22 protein-coding genes and 2 pseudogenes are annotated in these 25,865 nt (G+C 68.0%); 10 read left to right on the top strand and 14 right to left on the bottom strand.

Annotated elements, in window-relative coordinates:
* Positions 1-170 precede the first annotated feature (170 nt).
* From GSI01S_RS20520 to GSI01S_RS12430, 3 genes and pseudogenes are all read left to right on the top strand, one after another.
* On the top strand, positions 171-482 hold the full coding sequence (locus GSI01S_RS20520) for a hypothetical protein (protein WP_233500138.1): 312 nt from the start codon (positions 171-173) through the stop codon (positions 480-482).
* 294 nt (positions 483-776) lie between these two features.
* Positions 777-1,925, top strand: a complete 1,149-nt coding sequence (locus tag GSI01S_RS12435) for an acyl-CoA dehydrogenase family protein (protein WP_006896918.1) — start codon at positions 777-779, stop codon at positions 1,923-1,925.
* A 23-nt stretch (positions 1,926-1,948) separates the two neighbouring features.
* Positions 1,949-3,174, top strand: a pseudogene (locus GSI01S_RS12430) (acetyl-CoA C-acetyltransferase).
* Positions 3,175-3,417: 243 nt separating this feature from the next.
* On the opposite strand, the gene GSI01S_RS12425 reads toward GSI01S_RS12430, so the two are convergent.
* The 5 genes from GSI01S_RS12425 to GSI01S_RS12405 are packed head-to-tail and all read right to left on the bottom strand — an operon-like array spanning position 3,418 to position 7,591.
* Complete coding sequence (locus tag GSI01S_RS12425; protein WP_006896916.1) at positions 3,418-3,873, bottom strand: MaoC family dehydratase; 456 nt, start codon at positions 3,871-3,873, stop codon at positions 3,418-3,420.
* Complete coding sequence (locus tag GSI01S_RS12420) at positions 3,870-4,793, bottom strand: HTD2 family dehydratase (protein WP_039867636.1); 924 nt, start codon at positions 4,791-4,793, stop codon at positions 3,870-3,872. Before GSI01S_RS12420 ends, GSI01S_RS12425 begins: the two co-directional genes overlap by 4 nt.
* A gap of 2 nt (positions 4,794-4,795) precedes the next feature.
* Complete coding sequence (fabG, locus tag GSI01S_RS12415; RefSeq protein ID WP_006896914.1) at positions 4,796-5,542, bottom strand: 3-oxoacyl-ACP reductase FabG; 747 nt, start codon at positions 5,540-5,542, stop codon at positions 4,796-4,798.
* Positions 5,543-5,597: 55 nt separating this feature from the next.
* Positions 5,598-6,419: an HpcH/HpaI aldolase/citrate lyase family protein gene (locus GSI01S_RS12410; RefSeq protein WP_006896913.1), complete on the bottom strand. Its 822-nt coding sequence runs from the start codon at positions 6,417-6,419 to the stop codon at positions 5,598-5,600.
* Positions 6,416-7,591, bottom strand: a complete 1,176-nt coding sequence (locus tag GSI01S_RS12405) for an acyl-CoA dehydrogenase family protein (RefSeq protein ID WP_006896912.1) — start codon at positions 7,589-7,591, stop codon at positions 6,416-6,418. Before GSI01S_RS12405 ends, GSI01S_RS12410 begins: the two co-directional genes overlap by 4 nt.
* A 191-nt stretch (positions 7,592-7,782) precedes the next feature.
* Here GSI01S_RS12405 and GSI01S_RS12400 point away from each other — a divergent pair, with 191 nt between their 5' ends.
* Genes GSI01S_RS12400 through GSI01S_RS12390 form a run of 3 tightly spaced genes read left to right on the top strand, consistent with a single transcriptional unit; the run spans position 7,783 to position 11,011 of the window.
* Positions 7,783-8,613 (top strand): enoyl-CoA hydratase/isomerase family protein, encoded by an 831-nt coding sequence (locus tag GSI01S_RS12400; protein WP_006896911.1) that lies wholly within the window; start codon positions 7,783-7,785, stop codon positions 8,611-8,613.
* Entirely contained in the window at positions 8,610-9,797 is a 1,188-nt protein-coding gene (locus GSI01S_RS12395; protein ID WP_006896910.1) for a CaiB/BaiF CoA transferase family protein, read from the top strand. Before GSI01S_RS12400 ends, GSI01S_RS12395 begins: the two co-directional genes overlap by 4 nt.
* Complete coding sequence (locus GSI01S_RS12390) at positions 9,794-11,011, top strand: CoA transferase (protein WP_006896909.1); 1,218 nt, start codon at positions 9,794-9,796, stop codon at positions 11,009-11,011. Before GSI01S_RS12395 ends, GSI01S_RS12390 begins: the two co-directional genes overlap by 4 nt.
* 24 nt (positions 11,012-11,035) lie before the next feature.
* On the opposite strand, the gene GSI01S_RS12385 is transcribed toward GSI01S_RS12390, so the two are convergent.
* Positions 11,036-11,926, bottom strand: a complete 891-nt coding sequence (locus GSI01S_RS12385) for a universal stress protein (RefSeq protein WP_006896908.1) — start codon at positions 11,924-11,926, stop codon at positions 11,036-11,038.
* A gap of 402 nt (positions 11,927-12,328) precedes the next feature.
* Between GSI01S_RS12385 and GSI01S_RS12380 the strand changes: the two genes are divergently transcribed.
* Complete coding sequence (locus GSI01S_RS12380) at positions 12,329-13,198, top strand: SDR family NAD(P)-dependent oxidoreductase (protein WP_006896907.1); 870 nt, start codon at positions 12,329-12,331, stop codon at positions 13,196-13,198.
* A 35-nt stretch (positions 13,199-13,233) separates the two neighbouring features.
* Here the strand turns inward: GSI01S_RS12380 and GSI01S_RS12375 are convergent.
* Positions 13,234-14,716, bottom strand: a pseudogene (locus GSI01S_RS12375) (HNH endonuclease signature motif containing protein).
* A gap of 215 nt (positions 14,717-14,931) precedes the next feature.
* Here GSI01S_RS12375 and GSI01S_RS12370 point away from each other — a divergent pair.
* Positions 14,932-15,657, top strand: coding sequence for a hypothetical protein (locus GSI01S_RS12370; RefSeq protein ID WP_006896904.1), 726 nt, complete (start codon positions 14,932-14,934; stop codon positions 15,655-15,657).
* A complete protein-coding gene (locus GSI01S_RS12365; RefSeq protein ID WP_006896903.1) occupies positions 15,657-17,666 on the top strand; it encodes a YhgE/Pip domain-containing protein in 2,010 nt (669 codons plus the stop codon). Before GSI01S_RS12370 ends, GSI01S_RS12365 begins: the two co-directional genes overlap by 1 nt.
* Positions 17,667-17,722: 56 nt before the next feature.
* Here GSI01S_RS12365 and GSI01S_RS12360 read toward each other — a convergent pair whose 3' ends face one another.
* From GSI01S_RS12360 to GSI01S_RS12350, 3 genes are all read right to left on the bottom strand, one after another.
* Positions 17,723-18,559, bottom strand: a complete 837-nt coding sequence (locus tag GSI01S_RS12360) for an endonuclease domain-containing protein (RefSeq protein ID WP_006896902.1) — start codon at positions 18,557-18,559, stop codon at positions 17,723-17,725.
* Positions 18,560-18,755: 196 nt separating this feature from the next.
* Positions 18,756-19,109 (bottom strand): YidH family protein, encoded by a 354-nt coding sequence (locus GSI01S_RS12355; protein WP_006896901.1) that lies wholly within the window; start codon positions 19,107-19,109, stop codon positions 18,756-18,758.
* A gap of 15 nt (positions 19,110-19,124) precedes the next feature.
* Positions 19,125-19,670, bottom strand: coding sequence for a DUF1697 domain-containing protein (locus GSI01S_RS12350; RefSeq protein ID WP_006896900.1), 546 nt, complete (start codon positions 19,668-19,670; stop codon positions 19,125-19,127).
* Positions 19,671-19,702: 32 nt separating this feature from the next.
* Between GSI01S_RS12350 and rnhA the strand changes: the two genes are divergently transcribed.
* Positions 19,703-20,164 (top strand): ribonuclease HI, encoded by a 462-nt coding sequence (gene rnhA / locus GSI01S_RS12345; protein WP_006896899.1) that lies wholly within the window; start codon positions 19,703-19,705, stop codon positions 20,162-20,164.
* 56 nt (positions 20,165-20,220) lie between these two features.
* Here the strand turns inward: rnhA and GSI01S_RS12340 are convergent, their stop codons facing one another.
* The 4 genes from GSI01S_RS12340 to GSI01S_RS12325 form a co-directional block, all read right to left on the bottom strand.
* Entirely contained in the window at positions 20,221-22,149 is a 1,929-nt protein-coding gene (locus GSI01S_RS12340; protein WP_006896898.1) for an ABC transporter ATP-binding protein, read from the bottom strand.
* A complete protein-coding gene (locus GSI01S_RS12335) occupies positions 22,146-23,879 on the bottom strand; it encodes an ABC transporter ATP-binding protein (protein WP_006896897.1) in 1,734 nt (577 codons plus the stop codon). Before GSI01S_RS12335 ends, GSI01S_RS12340 begins: the two co-directional genes overlap by 4 nt.
* Before the next feature lie 63 nt (positions 23,880-23,942).
* Positions 23,943-24,740, bottom strand: coding sequence for a family 1 encapsulin nanocompartment shell protein (locus tag GSI01S_RS12330; protein WP_006896896.1), 798 nt, complete (start codon positions 24,738-24,740; stop codon positions 23,943-23,945).
* A 104-nt stretch (positions 24,741-24,844) separates the two neighbouring features.
* The gene (locus GSI01S_RS12325; RefSeq protein WP_006896895.1) at positions 24,845-25,852 is read right to left on the bottom strand and encodes a Dyp-type peroxidase; all 1,008 of its coding nucleotides are present in this window, start codon (positions 25,850-25,852) and stop codon (positions 24,845-24,847) included.
* Between the last annotated feature and the right edge of the window lie 13 nt (positions 25,853-25,865).

The following is a 25,865-nucleotide window of genomic DNA, read 5'->3' as shown; positions in this document are numbered from 1 at the left end:
CGGCGAGGTAGGCGAGGAAGTTGGGCGTGCCGATGAGCGCCTCCGGACGCTGGTCGGCCTGTACGCGCAGCAGACGCTCGGCACCGGCCTCCGCGCCGATAGGGATGTCGACGATGCCCATGTGCCTGGCGATCTGGACCACCGGGAGCCCGCCCACGAAGCCTTTGCTCATGCCGAATCCGTGCAACATGCGGTCGCCCGGCCGGAAGCCGTTGGCGTACAGGGCCCGGGCGCCGAGTTCGCTCCAGATCGTGATGTCCGATTCGGTGAGGCCGACGTACGACGGGCTGCCGGTGGTGCCCGACGACGCCTGGATCTGGACGATCTCCGACATCGGCGCCGCCACGTGCGAGCCGAGCGGAGGATGCTCCGCCAGACTGTCCCGGAGCTCCTGCTTCTCGGTGAAGGGGAGATCGGCCAGGTGGTCGAGCGTCGTCACTCGGTCGATGTTCACCGAGTGCTCGGCGAATTTCGCCCGGTAGAACTCGCTGTTGGCGGCGAGGTACGCGAGCTGCTCGGCCAGCCGCGACTCCTGCATCGCCCGCGCCTGGTCGGGGCCGATCACCTCGACGGCGCTCCAGTAGTCGGCGGAGAACGGTCGGGTGCTCATGCTGTCTCGGCTCCTCTTCAACGCGATCCGGGTCGATGCGATCCGGCCGGCGCACCGGGGCTGCTGCTGTGTCCCGGGCCACTGGGTCATCGGTAGCATAATATATTATGCTACCGATGATGGACGTGATCCAGACGACGATCCCGGCTAGAAAGGCTTTCAGCTCATGGCACTGACCAAGGACGAACAAGAGATGGTGTCGTTGGTCCGCGACTTCATCGACCAGCGGGTGGCCTCGCGTGTTCGGGAGTTCGAAGCCGACGACATCTATCCCGAGGAATTCATCGAAGAGATGAAGGAACTCGGCTTCTTCGGTCTGCTCGCGCCCGCCGAGTACGGCGGCGTCGACGTCAGCATGGCGTGTTTCGCCCGGGTCTGCGAGGAACTGGCGCGCGGGTGGATGAGCCTCGCCGGCGCGATCGGCGGACACTCGGTGATCACGTATCTGATCAAGACCTTCGGCACCCAGGAGCAGAAGGACAAGTACCTGGCGGAGATGGCCGAGGGCAAGATCCGCGCGACGATGGCTCTCACCGAGCCCGGCGGCGGCAGCGATCTGCAGGCCATGCGCACCTACGCGGCGCCCGGCGAGGACGGCTTCACCATCAATGGATCCAAGACCTGGATCTCCAATGCGGCGCACTCCGGACTGTTCGGCCTGCTGTGCATCACCGACCGTGACGCCAGCCCGGCCCACAAGGGCATGAGCGTCATCCTCGTGGAGCCGGGCGACGGCTTCACCGTCTCCAAGAAGCTCCCGAAGCTCGGCTACCGCGGCGTCGAGGCCTGCGAGCTGGTCTTCGACGGCATGAAGGTGCCCGCCGACGCCGTCCTCGGCGGAGAGCCGAACAAGGGCTGGGGCCACATGATGCGCGGCCTCGAGGTCGGGCGCATCCAGGTGGCCTCCCGTGCGCTCGGCGTCGGTCAGGCGTCGCTCGAGGCGGCCACCAAGTATGCGCAGGAGCGCGAGTCGTTCGGCAAGCCGATCTGGAAGCACCAGAGCGTCGGCAACATGATCGCCGACATGGCGACCAAGCAGCAGGCCGCCCGCCTGCTCACCGTCGACGCCGCTGAGAAGCTCGACCGCGGCGAGCGCGCGGACCTCGAGGCCGGAATGGCCAAGCTGTTCGCGTCGGAGACGGCGATGCAGCTGGCTCTCGACTCGATCCGCGTCCACGGCGGCTACGGCTACTCCAAGGAGTACGACGTGGAGCGCTACTTCCGCGACGCACCGCTGATGATCGTCGGTGAGGGCACCAACGAGATCCAGCGCAACGTCATCGCCGCGCAGCACATCGCGCGCAACAAGATCTGATCGAGAAGGAACTGGACTTCACCATGACTCAGCAGACCCTTCGCCGCGCGGCCATCGTGAGTCCGCTGCGCACCCCCCCGTCGGCACGTTCGGCGGTTCCCTCAAGGATGTGCCGGTCGAGGATCTCGGCGCCGGCATCATCAACGCGGTCGTCGAGCGTTCGGGCATCGACCCGGAGCGCCTCGACGACGTGGTGTTCGCGCAGTCGTACGCCAACTCCGAGGTGCCGTGCGTCGGCCGATGGCTGGCGCTGAACGCCGGCCTGCCGATCGCCCTGCCCGGAATGCAGCTGGACCGTCGATGCGGCGGCGGACTGCAGGCCATCGTCACCGCGGCGATGATGGTGCAGACCGGTGCCGCCGATGCCGTGCTCACCGGCGGCATCGAGTCGATGAGCCGGATCGAGTACTACTCCACCAGCAATCGCTGGGGTTCGCGCGCGGGCAACTCGGTGCTCTACGACCGCCTCGACCGCGGCCGCGAGCGCAGCCAGCCCGAGCATCGCTTCGGCAAGATCTCCGGAATGATCGAGACGGCCGAGAACCTCGCGAAGGACTACGGCGTCTCCCGCGAGGCCGCCGACGCCTACGCGGCCCGCAGTCATCAGCGTGCGCACGCGGCGTGGGAGGCCGGGAAGTTCGACGACGAGGTGGTCCCGGTGACCGTCCCGCAGCGCAAGGGCGATCCGATCGTCTTCGCCCGCGACGAGGGCATCCGTCCCGGTTCCACCGTCGAGACGCTGAGCAAGCTGCGCACCGTGAGCCCGGGCGGCACCGTCACCGCGGGCAACGCCAGCCAGCAGAACGACGCGGCGGCGGCCTGCATCATCGTGGCCGAGGACAAGCTCGACGAGCTGGGTCTGGAACCGCTCGGCTTCCTCACCGGCTGGGCCGCCGCGGGCTGCGATCCGGCGCGCATGGGCATCGGTCCGGTACCCGCGGTCCAGCGGCTCGCCGCCCGGACGGGCGTGTCCGTGCACGAACTGCTCGACGCGCTCGATGTGGTGGAGCTCAACGAGGCGTTCGCGGTCCAGGTCCTGGCGGTCCTGGAGGGCTGGGACTGGCGGGACGAGGAGCGCGTCAACGTCAACGGCTCGGGCATCTCGCTGGGGCACCCGATCGGTGCGACGGGCGTCCGGATGGTCACGACGATGCTGCACGAGTTGCATCGCCGCGGCGGAGGCAAGGGCCTCGCGACCATGTGCATCGGCGGCGGCCAGGGTATGGCGGCCACGTTCGAAGCGGTCTGACAGAGCGGTTCCCGGGATTTCGGTCCCGGGTTCCGTTCCTTATTGTATATAGTATTAGCAAGCTGTCATTGGGGATCGCCATGCAACACCCGCCCCTCGAAGGCATCCGGATCCTGGAGATCGGCGGATACAAGACTCCAGCCTCTTCGACGTCCGAGCCGCCCACGGACTCAAGATGGTCGGCTTCACGGCGGCGGCGGGATCGGAGGCGGCACGTCGGCTGCCGCTGAGCGGATTCGCCGATCAGCCGGTGACGACCACCAGGAACTCGGCGATGCACGAGGGTTTGGCGGCGCCCTCCGCGGTGATCACGTACTTCGCGGTCACCGTCGCACCGGCCGGTCCCTCGGCGATGTCGGTGAACGTCACCGTGGCGGTCAGCGAGCTGCCGACCGGGACCGGCGCCGGAAACCGGACCTTGTTCAGGCCGTAGTTGAGTCGGGCCGAGCCGAACTCGATCGAATACAGATCCCGCCCGAAGAGCGGGATCAGCGAGAGCGTCAGGAATCCGTGAGCGATGGTCGTGCCGTACGGGCCGTCGGCGGCGCGCTCGGTGTCGACGTGGATCCACTGGTGATCGCCGGTCGCATCGGCGAAGGCGTCGATGCGCTCCTGTTCCACGACGAGCGGCGCGCTCGGGCCGATCTCCTCGCCGAGGGCGTCGCGGAGCTGATCGAGCGACGAGAACACGCGGGTCATGACCAGGCTCCCTGGTCGGTGGTGGTTCCGGTGGCGAAGGCGAGGTCGATCGCGGTGTGGACGTCGCCACCGGCGCCGACGAGTTCCACGCGGGCGTCGATGCCCGTGCCCGAGTACACCAGCGCGGCGTCGTCTCCGCAGAACAGCGGCTTGGAGTTGCGATGCGAGACGGTGTCGACCACGGTGCCGTCGGCCAGCAGGCGATGAGTCTCCGCCAGCGACAGCGTCATCAACGGTCCGTGCACCACCAGTCCCGGATAGCCCTCCACACGGGTGGCGTACGGCCAGTCGTAGTGGATGCGATGGGCGTTCGCGGTGGCGGCGGAGAACCGCATCAGGAGCGTCGGGTCGGTCAGGAAATCCCACCGGCGGGTCTCCGACGGCACGATCGGGCTGCCGATCGGGACGAAGGCCGAGGCCGGAGCGGGGTCGGCCGCCGGCTGCGCGGAGACGGGTGCCGCTTCCCGGTAGATGAGGTTCTGCTTCTCGCGCACCGCGGCGGTGCCGTCCGGCGCGTACAGCGTGGTGGCGACCACCACGATCACCAGCCGGCCGCTGCGACCGGTCTTGTCGGTCACCGACTCGACGGTCGACTCGCGGGTGATGGTGTCGCCGACCCGGATGGTTCCGGGGAACGAGACCGTGCCGCCGGCGAACATGCGCCGGGGCAGACCGACCGGCGGCAGGAACGAACCGAGCCGCGGGTGTCCGTCGAGACCGAGGCTGCTCGAGACGGACCACTCCGGGAGCGCGACCCAATGCCACAGCGGGGGCAGCGGATCGCCGATCTGCGGTACGGGCAGACCGTCGTCGAACAGATGCGCCAGGGCGCGGACCCGGCCGGCGTCGACCACTTCCTCGGTGGTGACGGTGTGAGCGGTCCAGCCCTCGAAGACGGGAGTGTCGGCGGTGCCGGTCATGGTCACATGAACCGCCCGCCGGTGACCTCCATGACCGTTCCGGTCATGTACGAGGACAGGTCGGAGGCGAGGAACAGCGCCACCTTGGCGATCTCGTCGACCTCGCCGGCGCGGCCCATAGGGATCTCGACCATCTTCTGATCCCAGACCTTCTGCGGCATGGCCTCGGTCATCGCCGTGCGGATGAGGCCCGGCTGAATCGCGTTGACGCGGATCCCCACGTGGGCGAGTTCCTTGGCGGCGGCCTTCGACAGACCGACGATGCCGGCCTTGGCGGCCGAGTAGTTGGTCTGGCCGGCCAGACCGATCTTGCCCGACAGCGAGGACATGTTCACGATCGCTCCGCTGCCCTGCTCGCGCATGATGGTGGCGGCCAGGCGGGTGCCGTTCCAGGTGCCCTTGAGATGCACGTTGATGACCTGGTCGAACATCTCCTCGGTCATCTTGCGCATGGTCGCATCGCGGGTGATGCCCGCGTTGTTGACCATGACGTCGAGGGAGCCGAAGGTGTCGACGGCCGTGCGCACGAGCGTCTGGACGTCGTCGGAGGAGGTGACGTCGCCCGCGACGCCCACGGCGACCTCGGGACCGCCGAGCGCCTCGGCGGCCTTGGCGACCTGCTCGGGGTTGATGTCACCGAGCACCACGCGGGCGCCTTCGGCGATGAAGCGCTGAGCGATCGAGTAGCCGATGCCCTGCGCGGCACCGGTGATGACGGCGGTCTTGCCTTCGAGAAGTGGTCCGGACATTTTGCGGTGCTCCTGTGGGTTGAGGTTTGTCGAGTTTCGAGTTCGAGGTCGGGCGCTACGCGCGGTCGAGGATGCTGCGCGCGCGATCGACGACGGGTTTGTCGACCATCTGGCCGTCGACCACGGCTACGCCGTCGGTTCCCAGCGCTTCGATGATCCGCCGCGCCCACGCGATGTCGTCTGCGCTGGGGGCGAACGCCGACGAAGTGGGGTCGAGCTGCTTCGGATGAATGACGAGCTTGCCCGCGAAGCCGAGACGTCGCGCGTACGCGACGTCGGCGCGGACCCGGTCGGGATCGTCCACCGATCCGGTGACGCCGTCGACGGGACCGGTGAGACCGGCGGCCGCCGAGGCCAGGACCAGCGCGCCACGGGAGGCCGCGAGGGCTTCGGTGTCGGTCGGGTCGACGCCGAGTTGCGCGGCGAGGTCGAAGGTACCGATCGCGAGACGGACCACGCCGGGAGCCGATGCGATCGACGCGGCCGCCAAGACGCCGCGCGCTGTCTCGATCAGGGCGATCACCGCGCTGCCGGTGGTCTCGGTGAGCCGCGCGGCCGCCGCGGGATCCTCGGCCTTGGGCAGCATGATCGCGGCACCGCTGCCCGCGAGGGCGGACACGTCCGCGTCGAAGTGCTCGGTGTCGGCGGCATTGATCCGCACCGCGCACGTGTGACCGGCGGCGATCCACGCCGCGGCGTCGGCACGAGCCTTCGCCTTATTGGCCGCGGGCACGGCGTCTTCGAGGTCGACGACCACGAGATCGGCACCCGCGGCGGCGGCCTTCTCGAACCGCTCCGGGCGGTCGCCGGGGACGAACAGGAGGGTGTGAGCGCCGCGGGCGAGGTCGCCGGCGGCGTGGTGCGCAGCTGTCGTCACTGCTTCGTCGCATCCTTCTTGGCCTGGCGGACCAGCCCGCCGCCGATGATGAGGCGCTGGATCTCGCTGGTGCCCTCGTACAGGCGCAGCAGTCGGACGTCACGGTAGATCCGCTCCACCGGCATCTCCCGCATATAGCCGCTGCCGCCGTGGACCTGGACGGCCTTGTCGGCCACCTGGCCGACCATCTCGGTGCAGAACACCTTGGCGACCGACGGCGAGATGCGGCGGTCCTCGCCGCTGACGTACTTCGCGGCGGCGTCGCGCACCAGCGCACGACCGGCGGAGATGCCGACCTGCATATCGGCGATGTGGGCCTGCACCAGCTGGAAGTCGCCGATCGGGGTGCCGCCCTGGGTGGTCACGGCGACATGGCGCAGGGACTCGTCCAGCGCGCGCTGCGCCGAGCCGACGGCGAGGGCAGCGATGTGCACGCGCCCGCGGGCGAGGGAGGTCATCGCGGCCTTGTAGCCGACGTCGACGTTGCCGCCGACGAGTGCCGACGCAGGGACGCGGACACCGTCGAAGTGGACGTCGGCGGTCCAGGCGCCCTCCTGGCCCATCTTGCGGTCGTGCTCGGCGACCGAGACGCCTGCCGTCTCGGCGGGCACCAGGAACACGGCGATGCCGGGACCGTTCTCGTCGGCGGGACGGACCCGCGCGAAGGTGACGAACAGATTCGCCAGCGGTGCGTTGGTGATGAAGCACTTGGCGCCGTCGATGACCCAGTCGCCGTTCTCCTGCTCGACGGCCTTGGCGCGCAGACCCGCGGGGTTCGACCCGGCGCCGGGCTCGGTGAGTGCGAACGAGGCGACCACCTCGCCCGAGGCGATGCGCTCGAGCCACGCGGCCTTCTGCTCGTCGGTGCCGAAGTTCACCAGTACCTGTCCGGCGATGCCGTTGTTGGTGCCGAACATCGACCGGAGCGAGAGTGCGGTGTACCCGAACTCCTGCGCCAGTTCGACGTCCTGCGTCAGGTCGAGGCCGAGGCCGCCCCACTCCTGAGGAATCGCGTAGCCGAACAGTCCGATCTCCTTGGCGGTCGCGACCAGATCAGCGGGAATCGCGTCGTTGTCGGCGATCTCCCGTTCCCGCGGTACCACCCTGGTCCGGATGAACTCGTGAACAGCGTCCTTGATCTGGGCGAAGTCCTCGGGACTGACCTGTGACATGAAATCTCCTCGCGCTCGTTCGTGGCGACTGCCACCTACGCATAATATATTATTGATGATCTGAGTGGTAGGGCCGACGCGGCGCAGTCGCCGCTCGATGGTCCCGCGTCAACGCATAATGCATAATCCATAATCATGGCTCCGAGCGCAGTTCCCGGACCCCTCACCTATAGCTGGAAGGTCGTCGGCCCATGCAGACGTATGACGATTTCGAATCCCTGACCATCGACCGCCCGTCGGAGGGCGTGCTCCGCATCGTGCTCGACGGGCCGGACATGCACGCGGTCGGCCCGCAGCGGCACAGCGACCTCGCCGACATCTGGACGCGTATCGCCCGCGACGAGTCGGTCAAGGCCGTGCTGATCCGCGGCGAGGGCGACCGGGTCTTCTCCGCCGGCGGCAGCTTCGACCTCGTCGAGGACATGGTCGGCGACTGGCACGACCGCACCCGCGTGCTCCGCGAAGCCCGCGACCTCGTCCGCAATCTCATCGACCTGCCGCAACCGTTGGTCTCGGCGATCAACGGTCCCGCGGTCGGCGCCGGCCTCGTGACCGCCATGCTGTCGGACATCTCGGTGGCGGGCCGTCGAGCCAAGATCATCGACGGTCACGTCCGCCTCGGGGTCGCTGCGGGCGACCACGCGGCGATCACCTGGCCGCTATTCGCGGGCATGCCGAAGGCCAAGTACCACCTGCTCCTCAACGAGGTGATGACGGGCGAGGAGGCCGAGCGACTCGGCATGGTCTCGCTGTGCGTCGACGACGACCAGGTGCAGGACAAGGCGATGGAGATCGCCGAGCGGCTGGCCGGCGGCTCGGCATCGTCGATCCAGTTCAGCAAGCACGCGCTGAACAACTGGTATCGACAGAACTGGGCGATCTTCGACGCTTCGCTCGGCTACGAGTTCTACGGATTCGGCGGACCCGACGTGCAGGAGGGCGTGGCATCGCACCGCGCCAAGCGCGATCCCGACTTCAACGCCCCCGGTCCGCTGTTCACCGGCAAGGTGGAGCGTCGATGACCGCGACTCGCTCGGAGGGGCCGCTCGCCGGGATCACCGTGGTGACGATGGAGCAGGCCATCTCCGCGCCGCTCGCCACCCGTCACCTGGCCGACCTGGGCGCGCGCGTCATCAAGGTCGAGAACCCCGGCTACGGCGACAGCACCCGGCACTACGACAGCGTCGTCAAGGGCACCTCGGCGCACTTCACCTGGCTGAACTACGGCAAGGAGTCGGCGGCGCTCAACCTCAAGGATCCCGCCGACGTGGAGATCCTCGTCGCCATGCTGGGCCGGGCGGACGTGCTCGTCAGCAACATGGCGCCGGGGGCCCTCGACCGGCTCGGCCTGGGCATCGACAGTCTCGCGGAGCGGTTTCCGCGGCTCATCATCGCCGACGTCTCCGGTTACGGCAAGGGCGGTCCCGCCGATCACAAACGCGCCTACGATCTGCTGATCCAGGCGGAGACCGGATCGTGCGCCATCACCGGCACCGAAGGCGCCCCGGCCAAGCCCGGCATCCCGATCGCCGACATCGGCACCGCGGTGTACGTCTACTCGACGGTCCTGGCGGCGCTCTACGATCGCGACCGCACCGGCGCCGGGGCGGTCATCGAGGTCTCGATGCTGGACGTGGTCTCGGAGTTCATGGGATTCGCGCTCAATCAGGTGATCCACACCGGCGTCGAACCGATCCCGGTCGGCATGGGATCGCCGATGATCGCGCCCTACGGCGCGTACCCCACCTCCGACGGTCAGACCGCGGTGCTCGGCACCACGAGTGATCGCGAATGGCAGCGGCTGTGCGAGATGATCGATCGGCCGGATCTGGCGGCGAACGAGACCTACGCGCACAACGACGACCGCGTGGTGCACCGGGCCGAGCTCGACGAGGCCGTGGCCGCGTGGACGCGGGAGCACACGCTGGACGAGATCGCCGCCGCGGGCGATGCCGCAGGCATCGGCAACGCGCGGTTCAACACCGTCGGCGATCTGGCGAAGCATCCCCAATTGTCCGAACGCGGACGCTGGCGCACCATCGGGACGCCGGGCGGCGAGGTTCCGGCGCTGCTGCCGCCGGCCGCCGCCCGCTCCTGGCCGCGACTGTCCGGGTCGGTGCCCGCGCTCGGCGAGCACACCGACGCCGTCCGCGGCGAGTTCAGCCAGGCCGCCGCGTCCGCGACCACTTCTGGGGAGGAAGCATGAGCACCGCTCTCGCACGTCCGCTCGACGGTATTCGAGTCGTCGAATTCGCGAGCTTCGTCGCCGGCCCCAGCGCCGGCATGGCACTGGCGCAGCTCGGCGCCGAGGTGATCCGCGTCGATCCGATCGGCGGAAACGCGGACTTCAAGCGCTGGCCGCTGTCGGTGCGGTCGGACGAGAGCCTGTACTGGAACTCGCTCAACCGCGGCAAGAAATCGGTCTCACTGAACCTGCGCGCCGATGCGGGCCGGGACCTGCTCCTGGCGCTCGCCACGGCCCCCGGTCCGGACGCGGGCATCGTCGTCGACAACGCCGTCGGACGCAGCTGGTTCTCGTACGAGGCGCTCGCCGCGCGTCGCGCCGACGTGATCGCGGTGCGGGTGGAGGGCCGGGCCGACGGCTCGGCCGCGGTCGATTACACGGTCAACGGCGGTTCGGGCGTGGCCTCACTGACCGGTCCGGCCGACACCGATCGGCCGGTCAACCACATCCTTCCCGCGTGGGATCTGCTGTGCGGGCAGGAAGTGGTGACCGCGGTACTCGCCTCGCTGCGCCGTCGTGACCGCACCGGTCAGGGCGCGCACGTGCAGATCGCACTCTCGGATGTCGCGATGGCGGCGGTCGCCAACCTCGGCTGGTTCTCCGAAGCGGCCGAGCGCGGCCCGCGCGCCCGCCACGGCAATCACCTGTACGGCAGTTTCGGCACCGACTTCGCCTCGTCCGAAGGCGACCGGGTGATGATCGTCGCGCTCACCCCGCGCCAGTGGAGCGCCATCGGGGCGGCGACCGGCACCACCGAAGTGCTGGCCGCCCTGGAGAAGTCGCTCGGCGCCGACTTCAACACCGACGAGGGCCGCTACGCCCATCGTGAGCTGATCGAAGCCGTCCTGCGGCCGTGGTTCGCGGCGCACACCACCGAGCAGGTGCACGCCGGCCTCTCGGCCGCCGGCGTCCTGTGGGGCCCGTACAAGACCACCGCCGACGTCGCCGCCGAATTCGCCGAGGACCCCTCGGCCGAGCCGGTCCTCACGGCGATCGACCAGCCGGGGATCGGTGAGGTCATCTCGGCGAACGCCCCGGCCCGCTGGGACTCCGAGTACTCGGGCACCGCGCCGGCGACCGACCTCGGACACGACACCGACGCGGTCCTCTCCGAGGTCCTCGGTCTCGACGCGCCCGCACTCGCCCGTCTGAGGGAGGACGGCGTCATCGCGTAGCCCTGGCCCGAGATCAGTGTGCGGTCAGCGGTCTTCGTGAACGACCATCACCGGGCATCCCGCCACCTGCAGGACCGCCTGACTCGTCGAGCCGAGGAGGAGACCGCGGAAGCCTCCGTGACCGCGGCTGCCGATCACCACCAGCTGAGCATCCGCTGCAATCCGGTTGATCTCATCGGCGGGGGTGCCGGCGGTGATCACGGTGGTGGTCTCGACGCCGGGGAAATCGTCGGCGTAGGCGGCCAGATGCTCTGCCAGCGTCTCGTCGGCTTCCGTACGGGCGCGCTCCAAGACGCTGGGGTCGTCGTAGAACTCCTCGCCGGTCAGTCCGCCGTAGGCATGCACTGCGGTCAGCGAGGTGCCCAGCGACGCGGCTTGATCGAAACCGTGCGCGATGACCGCCTCCGACAGTGGGGAGTCGTCGACGCCGACCACGACGGGCCCGGTGCCGGGGCGGTCGTCCACCGCGTCGTCCCTGCCGGGCACGACGACCACCGGGCAGTTCGCGTGCGCGGTGATGTCGGTGCTCACCGAGCCCATCAGCAGCCCTTGGACTCCGCCGAGGCCGCGGCGTCCGACGACCAGCAGGTGCGCCCGCGTCGAAGCATCGCGCAGGACCAGCGCGGCCCTGCCCTCGACGATGTGCCGATGAGCGGTGACGTCAGGCGCGACCTCCGCCGCGAGGTCGGTCGCGGTCTGCGTCGCGGTCTCGGCGAATGCCCGGGCGGCACGGATGGCGGCGTCTTCCGCGGAGAGGCCGGCGAAGCTGAACTGTGGGCTGAACGGGTGGACGGCACTGACGATGTGCAGGTCGCGGTGCAGGCGAGCGGCGGCCAGTGCGGCCCAACGTGCGGCGTTCAGGGCCTCGACGGAACCGTCGACGGCGACTACGACGGGGGCATCGGCTGACGACATCTCGACATCCTCTCCTCTATTCTCCACCTCCGCCGGGGGCTGCGGCGGTGCTCGGACGACTCAGCAGCTTGACGTCGTCTCGCTTCGACTCTACTGACGGCCGATTGGCTGGGGCGGTGCCGTCGCAGCGAACGTCGGGTCAGGAATCAGCTGGCGCGTGGAGACAGATCGTCCTGGTGTTCTACGCGGTGACCGCGCAGGCGCCGGCCGGCGACACGATGAAGGTCTTCCGAGGTCTGTCGAACTCGAGGTGAGCCGACCGGCCGGGCTTCGAGTGTCCGAGAAGTGTCCAATTTCTTGGACAATCCGGTGCGGTCGGTCTCTTGAAGAATGGTGCCGTATGCGCGGACGCACGACCAGCGGCGTTCCGGCGAAGATCTCATCCGATTGGGAGGATTACCAATGCTGAGATTCGACGGCAAAGTCGCACTGATCACGGGTGCCGGTCGCGGCCTCGGACGGTCGCACGCAGAACTGCTCGCCGAGCGGGGAGCCGCTGTGGTGATCAACGACCTCGATTCGGCTGCGGCGCAGGAGGCCGTCTCCGCGATCACCGCGGCGGGCGGACGCGCGGCAGTGGCGACGGGCGACATCACCAAGGACGCGGAGGCGGTCGTGAACGCGGCGGTCGACGCCTTCGGGCGGCTCGACATCGTGGTGAACAACGCAGGCGTGGACAGCCCGTCCCCGTTCGGCCCCACGGCGGTCGACTCGATCAGGCGGCACATGGAGATCAACTTCCTCGGAACCGTCGCCGTCACCGCGGCGGCATGGCCGCACCTGGTGGCGAACAGCGGTCGGGTGGTCAACACCTGCTCGCCGACGCTGTCGGGCTGGGAGGGCGAGAGCGCCTACGTGGCGTCGAAGGGGGCCGTGTACGTCTTCACCCGGACGGTGTCGATCGCGGCGCTCAAGTCCGGAGTCCGCGTCAACGCGATCGCCCCGACCGCGTACACCCGGATGGCGTCCGAGGCGGATCTGCCGGATGCGCTGAAAGAGAACCTCAAAGCCAACTACACGACAGCGATGGTGTCGCCGATAGTCGCCTACCTCGCGTACGAGGAGTGCAGCATCAGCGGAGAGACGATCCTTGCGCAGGGCGGACTGATCCAGCGCTTCTCGCTCGCGATGAACGACGGCTACACGAACACGGAGATCACTCCGGAGGACGTGAAGGATCATCTCGAGGAGATCCTCGACGACAGCTCGGCGAAGCCGCTCGGTGTGGTGGGGTCCGAGAGCGAGACCTCGCTGCTCGATCTGTTCGAGTGAGCTGTCCCCGTCACGACGTCGGCGGGGCAGTAGCGTCAGGCGGCGGTGAGGCGGGCCAGGTAGCCCTCGATGCGGGAGTCCTCCGGTCCGGGCGGGGCGTGTGGACCCTGATCGGGGAGCAGCTCCGCGTGGTGAATGTGGTTGACCCGCCACGCTTTCCGCCCGTGGCCAGTCGTGATCGGACGCCAGGCGACGCGTCCGGCGTGCGGGCCGTCGTTCAGGATCATGGTCTCCCAGTCGCCGAGCATCTTGCCGACCGACCGATTATGCCGTCCGCACGCGGCGCCGAGGTGATCGATGTTCGTCGGGCCGCCGTCGGCGGAATCCGGGAAATGATGGGCTTCTGTTCGCGCGAACGGCGCCGTGCAGCCGGGTGCGGTGCAGCCGCGGTCGCGGGCGAACAGCATCAGACGTTGAGCCTTCGAGGCGAGGCGCCGTCCCCGACCCAGGTAGAGCGGCTGACCCTGGCGGGGAGAACACCGCCAGATGCGGCGTCGCGCCGGATGCCGCCTCGACCAGCTCGGCCACCGGCAACCTTGTTCCGGTCGCGGTGAGTGCGATTCCGGCGTGTTCGCGGAGTTCTTTGTCGGTGACGGTGATGACCAGCTGCGACGACAGCCGCCCACCGCCGGTGGTGCCTGCGGCGGTGAACGCCCGCTCAGCATCCAGCAGGGCGACGAGCGCGTCGTGGCCGCGTTGCCCGGCGGTGCGATCATCGCGCTCGGCGGCCGCGGCGAGCGCTGCTGGGTCGGCTGCCTCGCGTGCGCCGCATGGGGAGTCGGGGTCGGCGGGGTTGTTCATGCCGGGCGCGGCCCAAGACTCGAGCGTTACCTCCAACTTGGCCCGCAGAGCCGGGGTCAGGGAGGCGGTGACTTTGCTCATCAGCTGCCGGTCCTGCGGCATGAGCGCGAACTTCCGCCGGCGTTTGCGGTCCCGCTCGTCAGTGAGTGACCCGTCCGGGTCGAGATGGGCCAGGAGTCGGTGTCCGGCGGTGCGGACTCCTTCCGGGGTCAGCTCCCGGGCCACCGAAGCCAACTGGACTTCGGCGAGTTTGCGGGTCTGAGTGTCGACGGCGGCGGGGATCTTGTCCATGATCGCGTCGATCTCCAGCACATGCGCGGTACCGATGGCTCCGGCATTGACCGCCTCGGCCGTGGCCGGACACGCCGGCGTGAGAGTTTGGCCTTGCATGCCGGTGAATCGGCCGATCGCCGCGACAGAGGTCCGCCGACGACGGGCTTCACCGTCGCCGAGGTGAAGCCCCGACGACAGGTATTGATGCAGTGACAGGAAGCCGTCTTTGCGGTAGGCGCCGCGGTCGGAGACTTCCACCAGCAGGGCCGCGTCTACCCCGTCCAGCCGGCGATGCACGTGCTCGAGGGCTTCGGCGGTCTCCAGCAACTCGCGTTCAGTCACGGCGGCGAAGCGAGCGGCGGCGAGCCGGGTCGTAGCGGCTTCGATGACCGCGGCTAGCGCGGCCGGGTCCTCCGGCAACACCAGCGACGACTGTGCATCCATCCTGCTCACCGCCTCCCCGTGGTGCTCGACGACTGTGTGATCGTCGGTATGGGTGAACACTATCCCGGCCCTACGACAAAACGGCCTGACCTGCGTATGCACGGACCACTGCATCGCGTGGCCCTCGCCACAGCACCATCTGATAACGTGTGTTTGCACACTCGCGTGAGTGTGGAGACCTGCGAAGTGCTGCCATCCGACTACGCTCCTGGTTCATGACTGACTACCCCGAGACGGCCGCCATGGCCGTCGTCGCGCGCGGAATCGCCCAGAAGGGCCCGTGGGGACAGGTGTACGGTCCCCTCGACCTCGACATCCCGATGGGCGGGCTCACCGTATTGCGCGCCGAGCCGGGTCCCGGACGCACGGCGCTGCAGATGACGATCGCCGGCCGGATGAAAGCCAAGACCGGGCGGCTCGACGTGCTCGGCCGCACGTCCGCGCGAGCGATCTTCAAGGTCGCCTCGCTCGCGGGGGTCGCCGCCCTCGACGACGTGTACGCCTCGGTCCGAGTGGTCGACCTGCTGACCGAGAAGATGCGGTGGGACGCGCCGTGGTACCGGCTGATCCGGAGATCGACCGAACAGGATCTGGAGCGGATCTGCCGTCCGGTGTTCGGCGACCTGCCGTTGCCGGATCTCACCGCATACGTCGAGGAGCTCTCCGAACTCGACGGCCTGCTGCTGCGCGTCGCCCTGGCCAACACCCGGCGGCTCCCGTTGCTGGTGGTCGGCAACATCGACCAGGTGTCCAGCGACGACGATCAGCGCATCCTGATCTCCCGTCTGGCCGAGCTGGGAACCGGACAGACGGTCGTCACGACCACGGTGAACCGCATCGATCCCGCACTCGGGTACCGGGCGTTGATCGACGTTCCGTCGATGCTGCCGAGAGAGACTTTCCACGCGCCCGCAGGCGCCGACTCCGAGGGGGAGATCTGATGCTGGCGGGAATGTCGCTGGGCACCGAGCTGAAGCGCTACTCGAAGGGGGCGATGCCGCGCATCGCCATCGTCACGATCATCCTCATGCCGCTGCTCTACGGTGCGATGTACCTGTGGGTGTTCTGGAATCCGTTCGACGAGGTCTCGAAGGTCCCGGTGGCACTGGTGAACGAGGACCAGGGCGTGAAATCGGGCGCGTTCGAGATCAACGCGGGCGATCAGGTCGCAGACCAGCTGCTGACCTCCGGACAGCTCGACCTGCACGAAGTGAACGCCGATGAGGCGGCCACGGGCCTGGCCCACGGAGACTACTACTTCACCATCACCATCCCGCACGATTTCACGTCGGCGATCACGTCGGCGACCACACCGAATCCGCACAAGGCGAAGATCGAGTTCACCTTCAACGACGCCAACAACTACCTGGCGGGCATCATCGGGCAGAACGCCGCGGCGCAGGTGACCCAGGCGATCAACGACAAGGTCGGCCAGCAGGCGGTGGACCAGGTGCTGGTCGGACTCACCACGGCGGGCAAGGGCATCGAGAAGGCGGCGGACGGATCGGCGCAACTCGCCGACGGACTGCACACGGCGAACTCCGGCGCACACGAACTGGCCTCGGGATCACGCGAACTCGCGACCAACATGGTCACCGCCCGGGACGGCTCCGCCGAACTCGCCGCGGGGACGGCACAACTCGCGAACGGGATCGACGCGGCCACCACACCACTGCTCGGATTGCTCAACAGCGTGCAGTCGTCGGGGGTGAAGCCCTCTGCGTACGCGAACGACGCCGCGAAACTGTCGTCGGACCTCTCCGGCGTGCTCGACCTGATCAGCGCTGCCGGTGCCGGACAATCGCAGGCGGAGAAAGCCGTCTCACAGGTCGCCACCGCTCTCCGCAACAGTTCCGACCCCAACATGCGCGCCCTCGCGAACGGGCTCGCGCCGGTTCAGGACTTCCTCCGAACCCAGGGTGTGACGCCGTCGACCACCGCGACCGTGAATCGGTTGGCGAAACAGTCCGACGCCCTGTCGGCCCAGCTCGGGGACGCGAACTCACCGTTGCGCAGCACCTTGGCGATGCTCGAGAACGGCGGTCTGGCGAGCAAGGTGGGCGAACTGCGTGACGGTGCCGGACAGCTGAAAACCGGTGCGGCGCAACTGCACAGCGGACTCATCCAGCTCACCGACGGCAGTGAACGCCTGGCGACCGGGGCCGGTCGACTGGCCGACGGCACCACCGAACTGTCCTCGGGTGCCGACGAACTGTCGAGCGGGCTCGCCGACGGGGTGAAGCAGATCCCGAACTTCGGCGGCACCGAGCAGCGGCTCAAGACCGCGTCGAATCTGTCGCAGCCGGTCGCGCTGAGCACGTTCACCGAGAATCGCGCGCCCACCTTCGGCACCGGCTTCGCGCCCTTCTTCCTGTCGTTGGCGATGTTCATCGGCGCCATCATCATCTGGATGATGCTGAAGCCGCTGCAGTCGCGGCCGGTGATCGGCGGCCTCGGCGGTCTGCGATCGGTCCTCGCGTCGTACTGGCCGGCAGTGCTGATCGCCGTCGCGCAGGTCGTGGTCATGTTCGTGGTCGCGCACTTCGCGGTCGGACTCGACGCCTTCCATCCGCTGGGCATGGTCGGTTTCATGCTTTTGGTGTCGGTCACCTTCCTGGCGATGATCCAGATGTTCAACGCGGTCCTGGGAGCGGCCGTCGGCCGGGTGGTGTCGCTGGCGTTCCTGATGGTGCAGATCGTCGCGTCGGGCGGCATCTATCCGGTTGAGACCACAGCGACACCGGCTCAATGGTTCCACCCCTACGACCCCATGGGCTACGCCGTCACCGGTCTCCGCCAGGTCGTCAGCGGCGGCATGGATCACCGGCTGTGGGTGTCCGTGGCGGTCCTGGCCGGGGTGACGGTGGTGTCGCTCGCGATCAGTTCCTGGGCGGCCAGACGCAACCGGCAGTACACCATGACGCAGTTGTATCCGCCCATCGAAGTGTGAGCCGGGCCAGATTCCCCGGTGAGACGCGGCGTAGCTCGTGTCGAGGTCGCCGGTCCTCATCGGGGAATCTGATCCGTGAAGTGGCTGCGAAGGTGCGCGCCGCGGCGGATTGCCGTCATGATCCGGGCGTTGGTCTCCGGCCAGCGGAAGACCACATCGTCATAGGTGAATCGCAGTGGGTAGTAACCCAGTTCGAGAGCAATGGCATCGCGGGTTCGGTCGTTCTGGAAGTGCCTTCGGTCGCTGTGGAACTCCCATCCGTCGATCTCGATGCTCATCCAGCGGCCCACTAAGAGGTCCACGCGCCCCAGACCGTCGATCGTCACCTGTATCCGGACCTTGACGTTCTGGCTGTGCAGCCGGAATCTCGTCATCGTCTCCGGTCCTGACTCGGCCCGGCCGTCGCAGCGGTCGATGAGTTTCGTGATGTGCCGGGGCGCGGCGCGGAACTGATACTCGATCTGTTCGGCGGTCATGAGACGCTTGTTGAGAATCGAATCGCAGACCACGACGAAGCCCTCGTCGTCGAGGCATCGCGCGGCATGCCGGAGGGCAGTGGGGACGTCGTCGACGAGTCCGCACTCGGGCTCGGGCCGACCGAACTGGCGGCAGAACGGTCCCTTTCGGTTCCGGACCGCCGAGCTGTTCCCGCGGACATGGAACCGATGGTCCTCGGGCGTCCAGACCCCGTGCCGATTCAGTGCGGTGACGCAACTGATGACGCCGCCTCGCCGCACTGCGGCGATATCGGCGGCAGCGGGCTCGCCGACCGCGTACCAGCCGTGCCGTACTCGCCGCGCGGTCTTCTCGCGGATGAGGATGTCGAGGTCGCCGCGGCCGAGCGTCGCGAGGAGTTCGCGGTGCGGATACACCCCGTCCGGAATGCGTTCCATGCCGCCACGATCGTCCGAATACGGATGCAGCACATGGCTTTCGGCGGTTCAAATGCAGATTGTGGACCGATCGGGGATTCCCCACAGCATCGTGCCGGACGGATCAGGTTCCCCGCTCAGCGGCACCACGCCCTGTGGGGGAGGTGGTAGCGCTGAGCGGGGAAATCGGTCCGAGCCAGCCCCGAACCGCGCAGGTTCAGACGAAGACCACGAAGCCCGCAGCGATCACGACCATCGCCACGGTGAGCGCCCACACCGCGGCGGGGCCGGGCATCCGGCCACCGTGCTCGAGGACGTGGTTCACCCGCTGCCACCGCCATGCCCCGGTCAGCGCGGCCAGCGCGCCGAGGACCACGAGGGACACGCCGAGAGCGGTCTTGGACCCGGTGACGCCGAAGTCGTCCACGATGTGGAGCACCGCGACGCCGGCGGCGATGAGACCGAGGGCGGTGCGAAGCCAGGCCAGCATGGTCCGCTCCGCGGCGAGCGTGAAGCGGGCGTCGGTGGCCCCCGGAGGCGGCGGGGTCGATGCAGGATCGTGCTCAGTCATGATGTTGCGGGCTCCTCACTGTGCTGAGCCCTCGCGGGCGAGTGCGATGAGCTTCGCGGTCGTCCGAAGATTACGTCCGGTGCCGGTGACTCCGAGCCCTTTGGCGATGCCCGCGGGCGTCAGCTTCGATCTGCCCACGCCGGTGGGCGCCGGATAGTCGATGTGAAGATCCCTGCCGATCACTCGCAGGCGTTCGCCGTTCCCGAAGTCGCGGGCGCAGAACTCGACGGCGGCGTCCGGATCGGGTACTCCGGTGAGGAAGTAGATGTGTCCGTGCGGCGGGTCGCCGAACGGATAGTCGGCCAGTGCTCGGGACAATTCGTCGGGCGTGCGGCCGATGACTTCCCGGAAGTACCCGAATTCGTCGGAGATCGCCTGCTCGAGGGCGCGATCGAAGTCGTCGGGATCTCCCGGCGGTGTGCACAGGAGATTGCCGGAGGCGATGTACGTGCTGACGTCGTCGGCACCGAGTGCGGTGGCGATCTCGCGTAGGCGCGCCATCGGCAGCTTGGCGCCGCCGACGTTCACGGCGCGGATCAGAACGATGCGGCCAGCGGCCATTCGGATCTCCTCACCCGGTAGCGTTGGACGTCATGAGCGACGCCGGAACCACTTCGAAGGTAGTGGAGATCTCGACTGATGGTGCGTGCCTCGGAAACCCGGGCCCCGGGGGCTGGGGGGCGATCCTGCGCTACGGCGACATCGAGAAGGAGATCTCCGGCGGCGTGGCCGACACCACCAACAACCGGATGGAGCTGACCGCGGCGATCGAGGCGCTCCGTGCGCTGAAGCGACCGTCGACCGTGATCCTTTACACCGACTCCAGCTACGTCCGGAACGGGATCACGAAGTGGGTCGCGGGCTGGCAGCGCAATGGCTGGAAGACGGCGAGCAAACAACCGGTCAAGAACGCCGACCTGTGGCAGGAGCTCATCGCCGCCGAGGACGTGCACACCGTCGAGTGGCGCTGGGTGAAGGGCCACGCCGGCGACAAGTACAACGAGATCGCCGACACCCTGGCCACGAGTGCGGCCCGAAGGCTGCGGGACGGCTAGGACAGGACCCCGCACCTCACTGCACCACGCGAGGGAACGAAGAACGACGAGAGCGCTCACACGGGAGCGTCCACATCCTCGATCGGCGCCGAGAACTGGGCGTTGTACAGCCGGAAGTACGCGCCACGACGCTCCAGCAGCGACTCGTGGTCGCCCTGTTCGACGATCCGCCCGTTCTCCATCACCACGATCAGGTCCGCGTTGCGGATCGTCGAGAGCCGATGCGCGATCACGAAGCTCGTGCGGTCCTTGCGGAGATTCGCCATCGCCTTGCCGATGAGCAGTTCGGTGCGGGTGTCGACCGAACTGGTGGCCTCGTCGAGAATGAGGATCGTCGGCTTGGCGAGGAAGGCGCGCGCGATGGTGATCAGCTGACGCTCACCCGCGCTCACTCCGCCGCCCTCGTCGTCGATCACGGTGTCGTACCCGTCCGGCAGGGTGCGGACGAAGTGATCGACGTGGCTGATCCAGGCCGCCTCCATGACGTCCTCACGGCTGGCGGCGGGATCGCCGTAGGCGATGTTGTCGTAGATCGTGCCGCCGAACAGCCACGAGTCCTGCAGCACCATGCCGGTGCGCTCCCGCAGGTCGTCGCGGGTCATCTCGGACGAGTCCACACCGTCGACGAAGATGGTTCCGCCGTCTATCTCGTAGAACCGCATGATGAGGTTCACCAGGGTCGTCTTGCCGGCACCGGTCGGTCCGACGATCGCGATCATGTCGCCCGGCTTGGCCTCGAGTGAGAGGTTCTCGATCAGCGGCTGGTCCGCGCGGTAGCGGAACGAGACGTCGTCGAAGACGATGTGTCCCTCGTCCACCGCGGGCGTCTTGGGCGCTGCCGGATCCGGCTGCTCCTCGTCCTCGTCGAGAACGTCGAAGATGCGTTCGGCGGAGGCGACGCCGCTCTGCATGAGGTTGAACATCGAGCCGATCTGGGTGAGCGGCTGGGTGAACTGGCGCGAGTACTGGATGAACGCCTGCACCTCGCCCAGGCTGAGCTGTCCGGAAGCGACGCGCAGACCGCCGACCACCGCCACCGCCACGTAGTTCAGGTTCCCGAGGAACATGATCGTCGGCATGACGATGCCGGAGATGAACTGAGCCCGCCACGACGAGGCGAAGAGCTTCTCGTTCCGGTCGTCGAAGACGCGTTCGACCTCGGCTCGCCTGCCGAAGGCGGTGACCAGTTCGTGGCCGGTGAAGGCCTCTTCGATCTGCGCGTTGAGGGCGCCGGTACTGGTCCATTGACCCACGAAGTGCGGCTTGGACCGCTTGGCGATCAGTGCGGTGGCGATCGCCGCGACCGGAACGGTCGCGATCGCGATCAGCGACAGCAGCGGCGAGATCGTCAGCATCATGATCAGAATCGCGACCACCATCAGCAGTGAGTTGAGCAGCTGGCTGATGGTCTGCTGCAACGACTGCGACAGGTTGTCGAGGTCGTTGGTGACGCGGCTGAGCAGATCACCGCGCGCCGAGGCATCGTAGAACGACAGCGGGAGTCGGTGGATCTTGCTCTCCACCTCGGCTCGCAGTTTCGTCACGGTTCCGACGACGACCTTGTTCAGAAGGTAGGCACCGAGCCAGCCGAGCACCGCCGAGGCCGCGTACAGGGCCAGCACGGTCGCCAGAATCCGGCCGACGGCGGTGAAATCGACTCCGTGGCCGGGGATCACGTCCATCGACGAGACCATGTCGGCGAAGGTGTTCTGGCCCTTGGCGCGCAGGCCTTCGACAGCCTGCTCCTTCGAGATGCCCGACGGCAGCCGCGCCCCCACCACACCGGCGAAGAGTTCGTCGGTGGCGTCGCCGAGCACCCGCGGGGCGTACGCGGTCAATGCGACGGATCCCACGATGGAGCCCAGGACCACGAGCATCTTTCCTCGATGATCACCGAGACGACGAACGAGGCGCTTCAGCGACGGTTTGAACGACTTGGCCTTCTCCAGCGTGGGAGCGGCTCCGGGAGGTCCGCCGCGGGTCATGCGCCTGCTCCGATCGACAGCTGAGACTCCGCGATCTCAGCGTAGGTGGGACACGACTGCAGCAACTCGGTGTGGGTGCCCAGACCGACGATCGTTCCGCGGTCGAGGACCACGATCTGGTCGGCGGCGGTGATCGTCGAGATGCGCTGTGCGACGACGACCAGCGCCGCATCGCGGGTGGCGGGCACCAGGGCCTCGCGCAGACGCGAGTCGGTGGTGAGATCGAGCGCCGAGAACGAGTCGTCGAACAGGTAGATCGACGGCTTCCGGATGAGTGCTCGCGCGATCGCCAGCCGCTGACGCTGACCGCCGGAGACCGTGGTACCGCCCTGTGCGACCGGAGTGTCGAGACCGTCGGGCATGGCGCGGACGAAATCGGCGGCCTGCGCGATCGTCAGGGCCTCCCACATCTCGTCCTCGGTGGCATCCGGTTTGCCGTTCCGGAGGTTGCTCGCGATGGTGCCGGAGAAGAGGTAGGGGCGCTGGGGGACGAGACCGAAGTGCCTGCGCAGTGCGTCGGGGTCGGCGTCGCGCAGGTCGGTGCCGCCGATCGTGATGGATCCGCCGGTCACGTCCAGCATCCGCGGCAGGAGGTTGATCAAGGTGGTCTTGCCCGATCCCGTCGATCCGACGACGGCGGTGGTGGTGCCGGGCGCGGTCTGGAAGCTGATCCCGCTGAGCACGGGCTCGTCGGCGCCCGGGTAACGGAATTCGACGTCGTCGAGGCGCAGGACGGCCGGATCGCCGACGATCGGTTGCGGGGCGGCCGGCGCGGTCACGGTGGTCTCGGTGTCGAGGACCTCGCAGATGCGGTCGGCGCAGACGCCCGCCCGAGGCGCCATCATCGCGAGGAACGAGGCCATCATCACCGACATCATGATCTGCATGACGTAGCTGATCATGGCGGTGAGCGCGCCGATCTCCACCGATCCGTCGTTGACCGCGTGCGCGCCGAACCAGAGCACCGCGACCAGCGTCAGGTTGGTGATGAGCATGACGGACGGGAACATCAGCGCCATCATGCGGCCGACGCGGAGGGACGCCTCGGCGAGGTCGTCGTTCGCGCTGCCGAAGCGTTCGGTCTCGTGCTGTTCACGGACGAAGGCACGCACCACGCGAATGCCGGTGACCTGCTCGCGCATGATGCGGTTGACGTTGTCGATGCGCGTCTGCATCGCGCGGAACCCGGGGATCATGCGCGAGATGATGAGGCCCATCGTGATCCCGAGAACCGGGACGGCCACCACCAGCACCCATGAGATGGGCGCTGCCACCCGTACGCCCATCACGATGCCGCCGATGCCCATGATCGGAGCCGTCACCAGGATCGACATCGCCATGACCGCCAGCAGCTGTACCTGCTGCACATCGTTGGTGGTGCGGGTGATGAGCGAGGGGGCACCGAACCTGCCGACTTCTCGGGTGGAGAATCCGTTCACCCGGTGGAGCAGATCGTGCCGGATGTCGCGGCCGCCGCCGAGCGCGGCCCGCGAGCCGAAGTACATCGCGGCCACCGAACCCGCGATCTGCGCGAGCGACACCAGCAGCATCCAGCCTCCGGTGGAGAGGATGTAGCCGGTGTCGCCGTTGGCGACGCCGATGTCGATGATGTCGGCGTTCAGGGTGGGCAGATACAGCATCGCGGCGGTCGCCACCAGCTGGAGGCAGACCACCGCGACGACCGCGCCACGATAACGGAGGACATACGTCCGCAGTAGGCGAATGAGCACGGGTCCACATTACGTGCGGTGTGTGACACGCGCGATCGGGATTCGCGCGCCGCCCGTGCGGCGCTACGTGAGCGCGACCGCAGCCTCCGGGGTGTATGTCAGGTACGTGAAGGACTCGAAGAAATAGAGGTTCACCGTGTCGGCGTCGTGCGAGTCGTAGCCGATCGACACGTCCTGACCGATCGACAGTTCGAAGTCGCCACCCCGGGTGCTCAGCAGGAAGCCGCTGGAGATGGCCGGCGCCCAGACGATCTCGCCGTCGACCAGGATCCGGCGCAAGTGGTCGCGCACCGGGTTGCCGTGATCGGAGGTCTCGTTCACCTGCGTGTAGTGCTCCGCCGAGAGCGCGAGCGAGTACGGTCCGTCGACCGACTCCAGACGCAGCTTGCTGATCGCCTGGCTGATGGCCTCCGGGTAATCGCGGACGTCGTCGGGCAGCGCGATCGAGTTCACGCCGGACTCGTGGGCGATGCCGTTGATCTTGGCGGCCGCGTAACCCTCGAAGATCGCGCGGTCCTCGGCCAGAGCCAGTTCGCGCGCGGCGCGAACCACGGGGTCCCAATCGGAATCGGAGGCGCCGCGGTCGACGTTGTCGATCGCCTCCCGGGTGACAGTGAACGGCACCTTGAACTCCACCAGCGGCTGAGTGTGGCGCAGGAAGGCGGTGATCCCGTCGGCCGGCGAGTCGATCTTGGTGCGGTGCCCGCGGGTGACGGAGTCGACGTCCAGTCCCAGCGGACCCTTCACGTCGACGAGACGACGACCGGCGATGTTCCGCTTGAACGAACGGGACGCCTCCTCCTCGATCTCGGCCCACGCAGCGGCGGAGATGGGAGCGAGTTCGCGGTGCAGATTGTTCATCGTGTTTCCTAACTCGGTGTGGTCGTGCGGTGGTCGGAGGGAACTGGGACTGTGGGAACTGTGACTGGGAACGCTGACCGGCCCGAGCGGCCGGTGATCGCCGGCTATCGGAGGGAGCCGATTCCGAGCGAGCCGTCCGACCGGGCGTCGGGCTGTTCCGGGGCGGTCTCGGGGACCGGGCCGGGGGCGGGCGGCTGTTCCTCGAGGAAGTCGCGGGTGGGCACGAAGAACTGCGCTCCGCTGACCGCGGTGGTGAAGTCGAGCAGACGATCGTAGTTGCCCTCGGGCTCGCCGATGAACATCCGGCGGAGCATCTCCTCGCTCACATCAGGCGCGCTCGAGTACGCGATGTAGAACGTGCCCTTCTCTCCGCTTCCGGAGATGTCGCCGTACGGCATGTTGTCGCGCACCACGTCGATCTCGTTGCCCTCGTCGTCGGTCACGACGTTGAGCGCGATGTGCGAATTGGCCGGCTTCACATCGTCGTCCATCTCGATGTTCTCGAGTTTGGTGCGGCCGATCGCGTTCTCCTGCTCGGGCACCGGGAGACCGTTCCACGACTCGAAATCGGTGACGTACCGCTGCGTGACGACGTAGCTGCCGCCGGCGAAATCCGGATCCTCGTCGCCGACGGTGATGGCGTCGATCGCCTCCTGCCCGACCGGGTTCTCGGTGCCGTCGACGAAACCGATGAGGTCGCGCATGTCGAAGTAGCGGAAGCCGTGAACCTCCTCGACGGTGGTCACGGCGTCGCCGAGGCGTTCGGTCCAGCGCTGGCCCACTTCGAAGCACAGGTCCATGCGGTCGGCCTTCACGTGCAGCAATAGGTCGCCCGGGGTGGCGGGCGCCGAGTGCACGGAACCGGCCAGCGCGGTGAACGGCCGCAGCGACTTCGGGCGCGGGCCGGCGAACAGCCGATCCCATGCCTGCGATCCGATTCCGACGATCGCCGTCAGCGCCGACTCGGGGGCGCGGGAGCCGACCGCCGTCGACAGTCCGGGCAACTCGGCCAGCGCGTCGCGCACCGCGGCCTCGCCGCCGTCGTTGACGGTGAACACGAGAAAGGCGGCGGCGCCGGTCTTACGGGTGAGGATCGTCTGAGGCGTGGGCACGGAACCAGCCTAA

The sequence above is a fragment of the Gordonia sihwensis NBRC 108236 genome (assembly GCF_000333035.1).
Taxonomy (GTDB): Bacteria; Actinomycetota; Actinomycetes; order Mycobacteriales; family Mycobacteriaceae; genus Gordonia; species Gordonia sihwensis.
This window is presented reverse-complemented; position numbering and strand designations above follow the sequence as displayed.

Coding starts and splice junctions, on each gene's coding strand:
- GSI01S_RS20520 (WP_233500138.1), top strand. CDS start 171: ATGCCGAATCCGTGCAACATGCGGTCGCCCGGCCGGAAGCCGTTGGCG.
- GSI01S_RS12435 (WP_006896918.1), top strand. CDS start 777: ATGGCACTGACCAAGGACGAACAAGAGATGGTGTCGTTGGTCCGCGAC.
- GSI01S_RS12425 (WP_006896916.1), bottom strand. CDS start 3,873: ATGACCCGCGTGTTCTCGTCGCTCGATCAGCTCCGCGACGCCCTCGGC.
- GSI01S_RS12420 (WP_039867636.1), bottom strand. CDS start 4,793: ATGACCGGCACCGCCGACACTCCCGTCTTCGAGGGCTGGACCGCTCAC.
- fabG (WP_006896914.1), bottom strand. CDS start 5,542: ATGTCCGGACCACTTCTCGAAGGCAAGACCGCCGTCATCACCGGTGCC.
- GSI01S_RS12405 (WP_006896912.1), bottom strand. CDS start 7,591: ATGTCACAGGTCAGTCCCGAGGACTTCGCCCAGATCAAGGACGCTGTT.
- GSI01S_RS12400 (WP_006896911.1), top strand. CDS start 7,783: ATGCAGACGTATGACGATTTCGAATCCCTGACCATCGACCGCCCGTCG.
- GSI01S_RS12395 (WP_006896910.1), top strand. CDS start 8,610: ATGACCGCGACTCGCTCGGAGGGGCCGCTCGCCGGGATCACCGTGGTG.
- GSI01S_RS12390 (WP_006896909.1), top strand. CDS start 9,794: ATGAGCACCGCTCTCGCACGTCCGCTCGACGGTATTCGAGTCGTCGAA.
- GSI01S_RS12385 (WP_006896908.1), bottom strand. CDS start 11,926: ATGTCGTCAGCCGATGCCCCCGTCGTAGTCGCCGTCGACGGTTCCGTC.
- GSI01S_RS12380 (WP_006896907.1), top strand. CDS start 12,329: ATGCTGAGATTCGACGGCAAAGTCGCACTGATCACGGGTGCCGGTCGC.
- GSI01S_RS12370 (WP_006896904.1), top strand. CDS start 14,932: ATGACTGACTACCCCGAGACGGCCGCCATGGCCGTCGTCGCGCGCGGA.
- GSI01S_RS12365 (WP_006896903.1), top strand. CDS start 15,657: ATGCTGGCGGGAATGTCGCTGGGCACCGAGCTGAAGCGCTACTCGAAG.
- GSI01S_RS12360 (WP_006896902.1), bottom strand. CDS start 18,559: ATGGAACGCATTCCGGACGGGGTGTATCCGCACCGCGAACTCCTCGCG.
- GSI01S_RS12355 (WP_006896901.1), bottom strand. CDS start 19,109: ATGACTGAGCACGATCCTGCATCGACCCCGCCGCCTCCGGGGGCCACC.
- GSI01S_RS12350 (WP_006896900.1), bottom strand. CDS start 19,670: ATGGCCGCTGGCCGCATCGTTCTGATCCGCGCCGTGAACGTCGGCGGC.
- rnhA (WP_006896899.1), top strand. CDS start 19,703: ATGAGCGACGCCGGAACCACTTCGAAGGTAGTGGAGATCTCGACTGAT.
- GSI01S_RS12340 (WP_006896898.1), bottom strand. CDS start 22,149: ATGACCCGCGGCGGACCTCCCGGAGCCGCTCCCACGCTGGAGAAGGCC.
- GSI01S_RS12330 (WP_006896896.1), bottom strand. CDS start 24,740: ATGAACAATCTGCACCGCGAACTCGCTCCCATCTCCGCCGCTGCGTGG.